Origin of the sequence: Zeimonas sediminis, assembly GCF_023721795.1 — a bacterium.
Classification (GTDB): domain Bacteria; phylum Pseudomonadota; class Gammaproteobacteria; order Burkholderiales; family Burkholderiaceae_E; genus Zeimonas; species Zeimonas sediminis.
The window spans coordinates 3,057,488-3,069,880 of sequence record NZ_JAMQYE010000001.1; the positions used below are offsets into that span (position 1 = coordinate 3,057,488).

Annotated in this window: 10 protein-coding genes; 6 read left to right on the forward strand and 4 right to left on the reverse strand. The window is 69.1% G+C overall.

Translation table 11 applies throughout. The features are described from left to right. The first annotated feature begins 37 nt into the window (after window positions 1-37). The 3 genes from M6I34_RS14450 to M6I34_RS14460 are packed head-to-tail and all read left to right on the forward strand — an operon-like array spanning window position 38 to window position 4,064. Window positions 38-958, forward strand: coding sequence for a polysaccharide biosynthesis tyrosine autokinase (locus M6I34_RS14450; RefSeq protein ID WP_272486380.1), 921 nt, complete (start codon window positions 38-40; stop codon window positions 956-958). A gap of 15 nt (window positions 959-973) precedes the next feature. Beyond that, the gene (locus M6I34_RS14455; protein ID WP_272486381.1) at window positions 974-2,494 is read left to right on the forward strand and encodes a hypothetical protein; all 1,521 of its coding nucleotides are present in this window, start codon (window positions 974-976) and stop codon (window positions 2,492-2,494) included. Then, window positions 2,430-4,064, forward strand: coding sequence for a lipopolysaccharide biosynthesis protein (locus tag M6I34_RS14460; protein WP_272486382.1), 1,635 nt, complete (start codon window positions 2,430-2,432; stop codon window positions 4,062-4,064). The genes M6I34_RS14455 and M6I34_RS14460 overlap by 65 nt, the downstream gene beginning before the upstream one ends. A 440-nt stretch (window positions 4,065-4,504) precedes the next feature. Here the strand turns inward: M6I34_RS14460 and M6I34_RS14465 are convergent, their stop codons facing one another. After that, window positions 4,505-4,822: a hypothetical protein gene (locus M6I34_RS14465; RefSeq protein ID WP_272486383.1), complete on the reverse strand. Its 318-nt coding sequence runs from the start codon at window positions 4,820-4,822 to the stop codon at window positions 4,505-4,507. Between M6I34_RS14465 and M6I34_RS14470 the strand changes: the two genes are divergently transcribed. The 3 genes from M6I34_RS14470 to M6I34_RS14480 all read left to right on the forward strand — a co-directional run bounded on the left by M6I34_RS14470 (window position 4,821) and on the right by M6I34_RS14480 (window position 8,596). Continuing rightward, a complete protein-coding gene (locus tag M6I34_RS14470) occupies window positions 4,821-5,627 on the forward strand; it encodes a hypothetical protein (protein ID WP_272486384.1) in 807 nt (268 codons plus the stop codon). The two genes, M6I34_RS14465 and M6I34_RS14470, sit on opposite strands and share 2 nt — an antisense overlap. 198 nt (window positions 5,628-5,825) lie before the next feature. After that, complete coding sequence (locus tag M6I34_RS14475) at window positions 5,826-7,466, forward strand: glucosamine inositolphosphorylceramide transferase family protein (RefSeq protein ID WP_272486385.1); 1,641 nt, start codon at window positions 5,826-5,828, stop codon at window positions 7,464-7,466. Further along, window positions 7,463-8,596, forward strand: a complete 1,134-nt coding sequence (locus tag M6I34_RS14480) for a glycosyltransferase family 4 protein (RefSeq protein ID WP_272486386.1) — start codon at window positions 7,463-7,465, stop codon at window positions 8,594-8,596. Before M6I34_RS14475 ends, M6I34_RS14480 begins: the two co-directional genes overlap by 4 nt. 40 nt (window positions 8,597-8,636) lie before the next feature. On the opposite strand, the gene M6I34_RS14485 is transcribed toward M6I34_RS14480, so the two are convergent. The 3 genes from M6I34_RS14485 to M6I34_RS14495 form a co-directional block, all read right to left on the reverse strand. Beyond that, window positions 8,637-9,581 (reverse strand): beta-1,6-N-acetylglucosaminyltransferase, encoded by a 945-nt coding sequence (locus M6I34_RS14485; RefSeq protein ID WP_272486387.1) that lies wholly within the window; start codon window positions 9,579-9,581, stop codon window positions 8,637-8,639. Window positions 9,582-9,842: 261 nt separating this feature from the next. Further along, window positions 9,843-10,733, reverse strand: coding sequence for a beta-1,6-N-acetylglucosaminyltransferase (locus M6I34_RS14490; RefSeq protein WP_336254613.1), 891 nt, complete (start codon window positions 10,731-10,733; stop codon window positions 9,843-9,845). A gap of 132 nt (window positions 10,734-10,865) precedes the next feature. Next, window positions 10,866-12,386, reverse strand: a complete 1,521-nt coding sequence (locus tag M6I34_RS14495; protein ID WP_272486388.1) for a DUF2264 domain-containing protein — start codon at window positions 12,384-12,386, stop codon at window positions 10,866-10,868. Window positions 12,387-12,393 lie beyond the last annotated feature (7 nt).

Sequence of the window (12,393 nt, forward strand, 5' to 3'; positions counted from 1 at the left end):
GCGGCAGGCTTCGATTTCGGGGTTTCAGATGAAAGAGATGGGCAAGCTTCAGCAGGTTGTTCCGCTGTCCGACAATGCGGGCGGCGCGTCGGCAGCGCCGTCCACTGCGATCGCGACGGCGACGACGACGCTCAAGATCGGTGAGATCCTGGTCTCGTGGGGGCGGCTCACCAGGGAGCAGGTCGAGAAGGTGCTTCAGGCCCAGCGATCCAGCAACCTCAGGTTCGGCGAGCAGGCGATCAAGCTCGGCTTCGCCAAGCGAGCCGATGTCGATCGCGCGCTGGCCTTGCAGTTCGGCTATGCCGTGGGCGACGAGTCGGGCGCGAAGGCGTCGACGGGCCTCGTGACCGCGGACAACCCCGCTTCGCCCTTCGCCGAAGCGCTTCGCGGCCTGCGAAGTCAGTTGATGCTTCGCTGGTTCGACGGAACGCCCGGGCAGACCACGCTGGCCGTGACCAGCGTCGACCGCGGCGACGGCAAGAGCTTCGTCACGGCGAACCTCGGGGTGGTGTTCGCCCAATTGGGCGAGCGCACGCTGATCATAGACGCCGACCTGCGCCACTCCTCGCAGTACGCGCTCTTCGGCCTGCAGAACAGGATGGGCTTGTCGGGCATCCTGAGCGGGCGTGCCGGCCTCGAGGAGATCATCGAGATCGAGCGCGTCCAGAATCTCGCGGTGCTGCCCTCCGGGCCGCAGCCGCCGAACCCCCTCGAACTGCTTGGTCGCGCGGAGTTCGGCATGCTGTTGAACGAGTTGTCGAGGCAGTTCGATGCGATCCTGATCGATACGCCCTCGGCCCAGCAGGCGGCCGATGCGCAAGTCATCGCGCAACGCGCCCGCGGCGCCGTGATCGTCGGCCGCAAGGACCACACGAAGAGTTCCGAGATCGGCCAGCTCGCCTCGATTCTCGCCAGTTCGGGCGTCACGCTGCTTGGCACCATGCTGAACGACTACTGAGCCGGTGCAGTGGCGATGTCGTACCGGTTCGTAGATCGGCGCCTCGAGCGCCTGCACCCGGACAGCCTCGCCGCCGCGGCGATCGTCGCCGGCTTCGCGCTCGCCGCAGTCCTCATCGGCTACATCGTGGCGATGGGCCGCCCGGTGCCGATCGCCCTGGCGCTCGGAGCGGTGCTGGGTCTGGCGCTCCTCGCGGCCATTCCGTTCGTCGTCTGGACGATCCTGGTCGGGGTGCTCCTGATCAGCGGTCCGCTGTTCATGTTCGTGCCAGCGCTGGAGAAGGCGGGCTGGCTCTTCTCGCTGCTCGGCTTTTTCCTGTCCGGCGCGGCCTTCCTGTACGCCTCGATCGGCAAGCTGCGCTTCAAGGCGCCCGCGCCGGCCTTCGTGCTGGTGGCCGTCGCGTTCGCGGTGTTCGGCGTGCTCTCCCTGCTCTATTCCGACGGCCCGCTCGCCGAGGGGGTCCGCGCGTCGAAGCGTTATTTCCAGTTCATGGGGCTTCTCTTCATCCTTGCGGTCGTCCCCTTCCCGCCGACGCTGGTCAGGCGGTGGTGGACGTTCCTGGTGGGGCTCGCGGCCGTGCAGCTTCCGTTCGCGGCCTTCCAGCGGGTGGCGCTCGTTCCCACCCTCGAGGGCAGGCCGGGCGTGATCCCGATCGACATCGTGGTCGGCACGATGGAGGGTTCGCTGTTCGGCGGCGGAAGCAGCGCGGTCATGGCCCTCTTGCTGATCTTCGTCCTCGCCTACCTGCTCGCCGCGCTCCGCGACGGGGCGATAGCTCCCAGGAACTTCTTCGTCCTGGCGCTGCTGGCGATCACGCCGCTGACGCTCGGGGACGTCACGCTGATCCTGGTGCTGATGCCGCTGGCCCTGCTTGCGACCTACGCCGACGTGATCGTCAGGCACCCGGTCCGCTTCGTGCTCGGGCTGTTGCTCGCCGCTCCCGTTGCCGCGCTCGCCGGCTGGGTGTACCTGCTGCTCAACGCCGAGCCCGGGCAGACGGTCGCAACCATGATCGAGGGCGTGATCGAGTACAACTTCGGGGACCGCCCGTACTACAGCCACGGCCTGAACCGGCTCACCGCCCACACGTACTGGTTCGAGAACCACGGCCTTGCCGACCCGGTGAGCCTGCTCTTCGGCCACGGCCTGGGCAGCTCGTTCGGCGGGCTGGGCGAGCCGGAGCCCGGCCACATGGAGCAGCTGCACGGGCGGATCTACCTCGGCCTGACGGCAACGTCGTCGATACTCTGGGATCTCGGGCTCGTCGGGACCGCCCTGTTCATGGGGATCTTCGTGCTCGCGGCCGCGGAGGCGACCCGCCTGATCCGGATCGCGCACCCGGGTTTCGACAGGGCCTTCTGCCGCTCGCTGCGCGCGATGGCCGTGATGCTCGCGGTGATGCCGCTGTATTCCGGCGCGCCGATCTCGGTGCCGAGCCTGCAGGTCCTGTCGGCGGTCACGCTGGGCCTCATTGCCTGGCGACGTCGGATGGAACGGGGAGGGACCGCGCCGTCCGATGCCCAGCGTGGGCGATAGCCGGCTGACGCGCCCACCGGTGTCGGGCGATCCCGCGTCCAGCAGCGACGCGGACGATCCGTACAGCGCCTCGCGGATCGTCCGCGGCCTCGCCTACCTCGTCGGCGGGAAGGCGCTGACGTCGGTGGCCGGGATCGGCACCTTCGTGCTCCTCGTGCGCGAGTTGCCGGTCGCGCAGTTCGCCGCCTATTCGATCCTGTTCGCGCTGGTCCAGCTGGCCGATGCGACGACCGATATCGGGATCGGCCAGGTCCTGTCCCGATTCGTCCCGGTGCTGCACGTCGGGCACCGCGCCCGCGAGTTGCGGCGCCTCGTCGCGATCGGGCTTTGCTGCCGCGTCGCGGTGCTCTCCACCTTCCTCGCCCTGATCTGGCTGCTCACCCCGCTGATCGCGCCACTCGTGAGCCTCGAGAGCTGGGAGTGGGCGCTGAAGCTGTACCTGCTGGTGATCCTGTTCCGGGTGATGGCGATGGCGCTCTTCACCGTGCTTGAGTCGATGCTCCACCAGCCGATCGCGCAGCTCGGCTTCGGCGCGGTCACCGTCGTGCGGTTCCTGCTGCTCTCGACGGTCGCATGGCGGGGCGAACTGGACCTCGAAGCGGTGATCCTCATCGAGCTGGCCACCGACGCGATAGGGTGCGTCATCATGCTGGCCGGCCTGTACGGCAGGGCCCTGCGCGACGGCCGGACCGGCGAGGAAGGCGGCGCCGACTGGATACGCGACAACGCCAGGCGGATGATCCGGTTCGGCCTGAAGGGCTATGTCCAGCACATGCTCATCATGCCGTACGGCGGCGGCACCAATCGCCTGCTTGTGGGCGGGACGCTGTCGGGGATGGAGATGGCGCTGTTCGGCTTCGCACAGTCCGTCGCCGATCTCATGCAGCGATACCTGCCTGTCCAGTTGCTCGCGGGCGTGATCCGGCCGGTGCTCACCGCTCGCTACGTTCGCGACAACCGCTTCGAGGACCTCGCTTTCGCGGCCAACGTGATCTTCAAGACCAACGCGGTCGCGGTGTGCCTCGCGGCTGCCGTCGTTGCCGGTGGCGGCGGCGAGATGCTCGCGTTCGTGAGCGCCGGCAAGTACGGCGACGGCGCGGTGGGCCTGCTGCTGCTCATGTGCGCGCTCGTGCTGCTCTCTTCCCTGAGGCACATGCTCGATCACGTCAGCCACGCCGTCGAGCGAAACGGACCGCTGATCTGGTCCAACGCGTTGATCGCCCTGTCGATGCTGCCGGGCATTGCGCTGCTGCCCGCGCTCGGCGTCTATGCGCTCCCGGCCGCGAACCTGGTCGGCCTGGCGGCGGGGTGCGTGCTGCTCGGCCTTCTGCTGCGCCGGGACGGCTTCGACTACCGTCACGACCTGCTCGGTCTCGCCTGGATTGTCGCCGCGGCGGCGATGGGCGCCGCGGCAGGCAGGGGCCTCGCGCTGCTCCATGCCCACTGGGCCGTCTGTGCGGGGGCGAGCATCGCGGCATTCCTGCTGGCGGTCGTCGCATCCCGCGCCTGGAGTGCTCGCGAGCGGGCTCTCCTGGCCGATCTGGTGCGGAAGCTCAGGCGCCGGGGCTAGGCCGGGCAGCTCGGCCGGCAGGGGCGCCAGCCCGCCGCTTCCCGTGAACCGCATCGTTCGCCGACCCGTTCCGGCACCGCGACCGGCGCAAGCCTGCCGCTCGTCCGCCGAAAGCCGCCGCTCGATTCTGTCCGTCGGCCTCAGCCCCCCGGCGATCGGCCGCGAATTCCGCGCGAATCCCACCCTCGCCACCCTTGTGCGTGAAAAAAGTCACGCACTCCGGGCGCGTGGCTGTTCCCGGGGCGCCTGGCTCCGGGGTGGCGTGGATCGATCGAGGAGTTCGCGATGCTGTGCTGGACAGACTCTCAGGACGCAAGGCGTGGGTACAATTCCGCTGGGTCCCGGATTCGAGGAAAGCTGACGATGTTCGCCGCGTGCATGCTTGCTTTGGGGCTCTCCGCCTGTGGCTCCGGTGGCGACCCGGGCATGGGAGACCTTGCCTACGATTCCGTTGCGGACGTGTCGCTGAGCCGGTCCCCGCAGAGCCGGGGAAAGAATCCGGTCAAGACGTCGAGCACGGAAACGGTCGTGATCACCGGGAGCGCCGACCCGGTCTCCACGATGACCACCTCGGACACGAGCGGTACCACGAGCACGAGCGGTACCACGAGCACGAGCGGGACTACGAGCACGAGCGGGACCACGCAGGACGGCACGACCGTCCTGCTGGCAGCGAGCAGCCAGACCTCGTCGACCAGCAGCGCATCGACCCCCGCCCCGGCGGCCTCGGCCTGGCTGGACGTCGCGGTGCGGGACATGCGCGCGGCCGACGGCTCCTACGCGGCCAACGACGACCGCCTCCTGCATCGCAGCGCGGCCTCCTACTCGTCGCAGGCTGACCGCGCCGTGCTCGCCATGGGCCGCTACGCGACCTCCGCCGCCTTCACGACCGAGAACCCGGACTACCAGGCCCAGTTGTCCTATCTGAGCATGTCCGATCCGATGCGCTACATCCAGAGCTGGCCCCGGGTCCATCTCTGGGACCAGGTCTACCTGGGCGAGCGCTACGGCGCGAACCACGCGCCCGGCTACACCGGCAACTCGCGGGTGCGCACCTGGGGCTACGAACTGTGGATCAAGTCCAAGTCCGGCGTCTGGCGCAGGCTGTTCCAGCGCGACGACAAGTCCGCCGAGGCCTGGCGGCCCACCTTCCGCGGCTCGGCGAACTTCGAGTCCTACGCTCTGGACCTGCGCAAGGAGTCCGACGGCTCGACCTCGGTCAGGCCCATGCCGGTGCGCGGGCTGGATTCCTCGGGCACTTACTGGGTGCCGCACGGCTACACCGGCGGGGTGATCGACATCGATCCCTACGACGTCGCCGAAGTGCTGGTGCTGTGCTACTCGCAGCTGGTGCTCAACGACCCCAACGGGGTGGACGACCGGCAGTACGCGCGCTTCCTGCTGGGCATCGGCGCCGACTGGTACCCGCCCAAGGGCGTGTCGGTGTCCTACTACCCGGGCATCGGCACCTCGCGGCACAAGTACGTGACCGTCGAGCCGCAGCTGCACGTCATGCACACCATGAGCGAGGCCGTGCTGCGCGCCAATCCGCCGCCCCGCTGAGTCCGGACGGCCGGCTTGCGCCGGCCGCCCCGCCCGGCGCCCGTCGGCGACGGGCGCCAGACAGGGCGTTCGTGCGATCGTTCCGCGTCGGCCGGAATTCCTTTCGCGTAGACTTCCGCGCACTCTCCTCTCGAATGCAGGCCGTATTCCCGCCCGATGCCAGAATCGCCACATCGCCCCAACGATGCGGAAAATCCGGTGCGACTTCGCATCGGCCTGGTCGTCGATTCGGCGCTGCAGGGCTGGAACGTTCACGCACTGCTCGACTGGGCGGCCGCGCGGGATGACCTGGCCATCACGCACCTGCTCGTCGATCGCGGACGCGACACCGGCGGCAGCGCGAGCGGCGAAGGGCCCGGGCGGCTAGCCGCCGCTTCCGGAGGCGGTTTCCCGAGCGTCCTGAGCAAGAGGACCTTTCCGTTCCTGGCGAAGGCGGAATCGCTGCTGGCCGGCCGCGCGGCCCGCGAGAGCCTCGAGAAGCGCGACGTGAGCGGGAAGGTGCCCGCCGTGATCGACCTGGATTCCGGCAGCTCCGCGGCACGGCTGAGCGAGTCAGGCGTGGACCTGCTGGTCGTGTTCGGGTCGTGGCGTCCCCGCGCCGAGGCGCTGGCGTCGACGAGGCTCGGCCTGGTTTCGGTCGAGCACGAGGGCGAGATCGCCGGATCGCCCGAGACCGCAGGCTTCTGGCAGACCTTTTTCGGCCGCGACTCGACCGGCTACGCGATCCTCGCGCGGGGGCGCGAGTCCGGGGGGGAGGCGGTCCTGGCGAGCGGCCGCGTGTGGAACCGCGTCTCTTTCGTATCGAATCGGCTCGTCGCGCAGCGCAAGAGCCTTCACCGGTTGCGCGTCGTGCTCGCCGGGATCGCGGCAACGCGCCGCATGCCGGAGGCGCCTGCCCGAGCGCATTGGTCGAATCCGCCGCAGGGGGGGCCCGGCATCGGCGCGCAGGCCGCCTATCTCGGTGTCCTCCTGCGCAGACTGGCCGGGAAGGCGATTCGCAGGCACGTGTCGGGAAGGGCGCCCCGCTGGAGCGTCTTCCTGGCCCGTGGCGACTGGCCGCGGCTCGACGCGCGCGCGGCGACCAGGATCGAGAACCCGAAGGGCGGATTCCTGGCGGATCCGTTCCTGCTCGACGAGGGCGGGCGCACATACTGCTTCGTGGAGGAGCTCCACTTCAGCGACCAGCGCGGGTTCATCTCGGCGTACGAGATCGGCGAGTCCGGTGCCACCCGCATCGGGAAGGTCATCGCCGAGCCGTTCCACATGTCCTTTCCGTACGTCTTCCGGCATGGATCGAGGATCTTCATGGTTCCGGAGACCAGCGAGAACCGGGACGTCCGCCTGTACGAATGCGTGCGCGTGCCCGACCGCTGGGAGCTGAGGAAGATCCTGATGAGCGGCGTGTCGACCGTCGACACGATGATCTTCGAGCGCGGCGGCCGCTGGTGGATGTTCACGAACCTCGATGAGCCGGACGCGGGCGACCTCTGCTCCGAGCTGCACATTTTCTACGCGGACGATCCGCTGTCGGACCGCTGGATTCCCCACCGCATGAACCCGGTCTCGCTGGATGCCTCGAGGGCGCGGAACGGCGGGATCCTCCTGCGCGAGGGCGCGATCTACCGCGTATCCCAGCGGCAGGGCTTCGACACTCATGGCTACGGCGAGGATTTCTCGATCAACCGGATCGACGTCCTGACGCCCGATGACTACGCGGAAACGGAAGTCCTCGACGTTCGCCCCACGGGCCTCGAGAACCCCGCCCGGATCCATCACATTCAGAGCAATGGCCGGTTCTCGGTGTTCGATCGGTGCCGGATGGAGAGCGTCAGGACATGAAGCGAGGCGACGGCGAACGCATCACGGTGATGGTGCTCGGGCTTCGGGCGGTGCCCGGCGTACCCGGCGGCATCGAGACTCACTGCGAGCATCTCTATCCGCGCATCGTCGAGTCGGGAATCGAGGTCGAGATGGTCGTCCGAAGCCCGTACGCGAATCCGGCGTCGGGGCGCCGCTGGCAGGGCATCACGCTGCATCGCCTGTGGTCGCCGCGAAGCACCGGCATCGAGACGATCGTGCACACGCTGTTCGGGATCGCCTACGCGGCAGTGCGGCGCCCAGATGTGCTGCACCTGCACGCCATCGGCCCGGCGATCTACACCCCGCTGGCCAGGCTCCTGGGCCTGCGCGTGGTGGTGACGCACCACGGCTCCGACTACGAGCGCGAGAAATGGGGCGCCGCCGGCAAGTGGATCCTCAGGACCGGCGAGCGCATGGCCATGCGATTCGCGAACGCCGTCGTCAGCGTTTCCCGCTCCAAGGCGGCGCAGCTCGCGGGGCAATACGGACGCGAGCCGATCGCGATCCCCAATGGGGTGCCCGCGATCGACCCTCCCGAAGACCGGAGCGTGCTCGGCGAGCTGGGGCTGGAGCCGGGCCGCTACGTGGTGCACATTGGCCGCTCGGCGCCGGAGAAGAAGCAGGACGACCTCGTGCTGGCGTTCGCGAAGGCCGATCTGCCGGGCTGGAAACTGGCCATCGTGGGAGACATGTCGGGCAGCGACAGGCACAGCGCCCGGGTGCGCGCCCTCGCGGACGGCAACCCTGCGGTCGTGCTCGCAGGCCCTCGCACCGGCAAGGCGCTTCATTCGCTGCTGTGCAATGCGGGCCTGTTCGCCCTGCCATCGACGATCGAGGGCTTCTCGATCGCGCTGCTCGAGGCGCTGAGCGCCGGCTGCGCGGTGGTGGCGAGCGACATTCCCGCGAACCACGAGGTCGAGCTGCCGGCCGGCTGCTACGTGAAGGTGGGCGACATCGACGGCCTTGCCGCAGCGATGTCCGCGGTGCCGGCCTCGGTGCCCCGCGAGACCTGGGCGGATCTCCAGCAGCAGATCCGCAGGCAGTACGACTGGGGCGCGATCGCCGAGCGCACCGCGCAACTTTACCGCTCGGTCTGCCGCGGCGCTTGAAGCCGGGCCGCGGCGCCGGCACCACGCCAGCGCCCTCGCGTCAGCGGGCCAGCGACTCGTGCACGCACCGCTCGATGGCGTGCAGGCGCGCGGCAGATCCCGGATCGTCGGGGAACTTCCTCGCGAAGAAGCGTCCGCTCGCGACCAGCCGCTCGCACGACCTCTCGTCGATCCAGCAGGGGTGCCCGTCCTCGTCGAACGGGCTGATGACGTGATTCGACGGGCCGAGCCTGAAGCCCGAGTTCGCGAGCAACGTGGGAAAGATCGCCTCGTCGACGTTGTTGAGGCCGCTGAAGAACTCGATGAGCCGCCCATCGCGGCCGGCTTCCACCAGGTACTCGCAGACGCGCCGGCGAGATCCGAACCAGACGCTGCCCACGACAGGCCGGAAGGCGGCCGAAAACGGGTGGGGCCCGAGGCGCCCCGCGGCGGCCAGCCGGGTGAGCGCGAGCGCGAGGCGGCCCTTGACCGGCAATCGCCTGTCGGCGGCGCGCGGGCCGCTCCTGAAGATCGACAGGGAGCGGGTCTGCACCAGTTCCGGCTCGCTTCCGAAATACCAGCGGCGGGCCCTGCGCAGCAGCCTGTATCGCAGCGTGTCGCCGGCCAGGTAGCTGCGGTAGCCGAAGGTCATCAGCACGTCCTCGTCGCTCTCAACGTCGATCAGGTCGACATGGGCGTCGGCCGGATCCGAGGCGACGAAGTCCTCGAACTCCTCGATCGGGCGAATCGGCAGGCAGGTGGGGCTGAGCAGCTGGAAGTACTCGAAGTCGTGGCGCTCCAGCGCCGAGCGCATCGTGTGCAGGATCGCGTCGGCGAATCCCCAGGTGCCCCAGCCGGTCGGTCGCGGGTCCTCGATCAGCTCGATGTTCGGGCCCGACAGCCCGAAATCCGCCCGCTTCGTGAAATCGTGGTGAACGAGCACCTTGTGCGGCTCCAGCAAGCCGGCGAGCTGGCGCACTACGGATGCCGACTGGGTGGCCGACATCACCGCAAACAGAATCCGCCCACTGGAAGGCCGCATCCTCGTCCTCGTCCCCGCTGCTCGCCCTTGCGCCGTCAACCCTTCGCGTCCGCCGTCCGCCGTCGACCGCCTTCCGTCTCGATGACGGCGGCAGCCTCGCTCGCGGCCGGATCGAAAGCAGTGTACGACGGGCGACGGCGGCGTCGTGTGAAGAAAGCCACTCGGCGAACGCTGACGGCTGCCGGGGCCGTGCGCTGACGGCTGCCGGGTGCCGTGCGCTGGCGGCTAGCGCGAGGACACGCGCTCTATCGCCGACAGGCGGGACGGCGCGGCCGGGTCGTCGGGAAACTTGCGGGCGAAGAAGCGGCCGGAGGCGAACATCCGCTCGAGCTCGTCGGGGCGGATCAGTTGGGTGTGGCCCGACCGGCTGAATCGGCTGATCGCGTGATTCGACCTGCCGAGCCGGAAGTGCGAATTGCGCAGGATGGTCTGCAGGAACTGTTCGTCGGGTATCGCCTGGCGCGCGAAGAACGCGCGCAGGCTCGGCTCGTGCGCACGGGCGACGAGGTGCTCGCAGACCTCGCGCCTGGCGCCGAACCAGGTGCTGCCCACCGCGGGCCGGAAGTCGGCCGAGTAGACGTGCGCGCAGAACGGCCTTGCGCACATCGCGCGGGTGATCGCCAGCGCGGCCTTGCGCCGCAGGGACGAGAACACCTTGCCGCCGCTCGTCGGCCGAAGCACGACGAGAGACTGGCGCTCGACCCACTGCGCGTCGTCGCCGAAGTACCACGACCGGAGCTTCTGGGCGACCCTGTAGCGGAGGCTGCCGGCGGGCAAGTACGCGCGGGACGCATACGTCATCCAGGTGTCGGGATCGGATTCGATGTCGATGATGTCCGCGTTCGCATCGGCGTTGCCGCCGGCGACATGCTCTTCGAATTCGCGCAATGGACGAATCGGGAGACAGGCCTCGCTGAGAAGCTGCAGGTAGTCGAACTCGCAGTTGTCCAGACCGAACCTGATGGAGTGGACGATCGCCTCGCAGAGCCCCCAGGTGCCCCAGCCGGTCAGGCAGGGGTCGGGTATCAGCCGGGCGTTCGGGCGGTCGACCCGGAAATCCGCCGCCTTGCTGAAATCGTGATGTATCACGACCTGGTGCGGAGAAAGCATGTCCACGAGTTGTTCGACGGCTCCCGTCGCGCGCCTCGAGGACAAGATCACGAAGAGGATTCTGGGCGCCATTCGCGGCATGCTATCGCGGCGGCAGGTTTCGCGCTGGCACCGGCGCGCCCCAAGGCGCCGCTGTCCTCACTGCGCAACGGCCCCGGGACACTCGACCAGGGGGCGGTCGGTCGAGTAGCTGCGCCGGCCGTAGAGGGCCGCCCCGTTATCCGGCCGGCGCGGAGCGTGAAGCAGCCACTCCTTGAGACGATGGCGCAGGCCGTACGGAACCAGGGCCGGTCCGTCGCCGGCGGCGTTCCCTTCGATGACCAGTTCTATGCGACCCGTCTCCCGGGTGCCGGACACCGTCCATCCGATCGCATCGTTGGTCAGCCTGAAATCGCCTCGCTCCACCGGCAGCGGCTCGCGCTCCGCGGCAAACAGGCCCAGCTCGCGGTCGAGGGCGAAAGCGACGACGAGCGACCGGAGGGACCAAAGGCAGCTGGCCGGGCCCGAATACTGCGCGAGCGTGGAGAGGTCGGGCCCGCAGAATCCCTGCGTCACGTTCCCGTCGGCGAGGGCGCCGCGGGAAATGAACACGGACCACGTCAGGTCCAGAGCGCGCATGGCCTGTCCGCGCGATATCGCGCCCGGCGCCAGCGCCAGCGACGTCAGCAGGGGGGCCGGCGCCGCCATCCTGTAGCAGACGCTGCGCCCCATCAGCGGTTGCCCCTGCGGACCGAACAGGTGGCTGTAGAAACGGACGAAGTCGTGCTGCGCGCTCCGGAGGAAATCCGGCTCGAAGGTCGGGTCGATGCGGTTCAGCCAGAACAGCGAATAGTGGACCGACCAGGCGTTGTAGTAGTCGAAGCCGCGGTGGGGCTCGAAGAACCAGCCTTCGCCCCGGTGAGAGCTCTTGAAGTACTCCCAGTTGCTCTCGATGCGGGCGTCCCAGCGGCTCACGTCTATCCCCAGCCCCTTCAGCACCCGGTGCACCACCATAGGGAACATCTGCCAGTTGCCGTCGTAGGTCTGGCTCTCGAGCGCCCCCCGCAGCCACTCGATCACCCGCTGCTTCGTCGCCGCATCGAGCCGCGACCAGACCGATTCCCGCGAAAGCCACAGGCCGAGCGCGACGTCCGCCGACTCGACGAGTTGGGGGCTGTAATCGCCGATCGCTCCCCAGTACGCGTGCCCATCCGGATCCGTGCCGTTGGCCAGCCCTTCGGAGAAGGCCTTTGCCAGGTCGAGGGTGCCCGACGCAGTGTCGATCGTCGCCGGCCTCCCGCTCGCGAGCCAGGCCGCCGCCAAGGGGAATACGCGGGAAAAGCCTTCGACGCCGTCGGCGAGCCGGCCCGAGAAGCTGGGTTCGCCGGGGTAGTAAGCCCGCTCGCTGCCGGGCGTGCGATACGAGGCCCAGCCCTCGAGGAAGTACCTCGCCAGGGAGTCGTAGGCCTGCGGTCCCGGAGCCGGCCCCGAACGCGGGAACAGGCCGCGCACCAGCGCATCCGTCGTCACGGTGTTGGGCCGGGCCACCGCGCGCTCGTTCCAGCCTTCGACGCCCGTGCGCAGCGGCAACAGGAGCACCGCCGCGGCGGCGGCCAGCGCGGCCAGGCCGAGCGCGACCCAAGCGACAAGGGTCCAGGCCGAGCGGGATCGCTGCTTCATCGCCGCG

Coding starts and splice junctions, on each gene's coding strand:
- M6I34_RS14450 (WP_272486380.1), top strand. CDS start 38: ATGGGCAAGCTTCAGCAGGTTGTTCCGCTGTCCGACAATGCGGGCGGC.
- M6I34_RS14455 (WP_272486381.1), top strand. CDS start 974: ATGTCGTACCGGTTCGTAGATCGGCGCCTCGAGCGCCTGCACCCGGAC.
- M6I34_RS14470 (WP_272486384.1), top strand. CDS start 4,821: ATGCGCGCGGCCGACGGCTCCTACGCGGCCAACGACGACCGCCTCCTG.
- M6I34_RS14465 (WP_272486383.1), bottom strand. CDS start 4,822: ATGTCCCGCACCGCGACGTCCAGCCAGGCCGAGGCCGCCGGGGCGGGG.
- M6I34_RS14480 (WP_272486386.1), top strand. CDS start 7,463: ATGAAGCGAGGCGACGGCGAACGCATCACGGTGATGGTGCTCGGGCTT.
- M6I34_RS14485 (WP_272486387.1), bottom strand. CDS start 9,581: ATGTCGGCCACCCAGTCGGCATCCGTAGTGCGCCAGCTCGCCGGCTTG.
- M6I34_RS14495 (WP_272486388.1), bottom strand. CDS start 12,386: ATGAAGCAGCGATCCCGCTCGGCCTGGACCCTTGTCGCTTGGGTCGCG.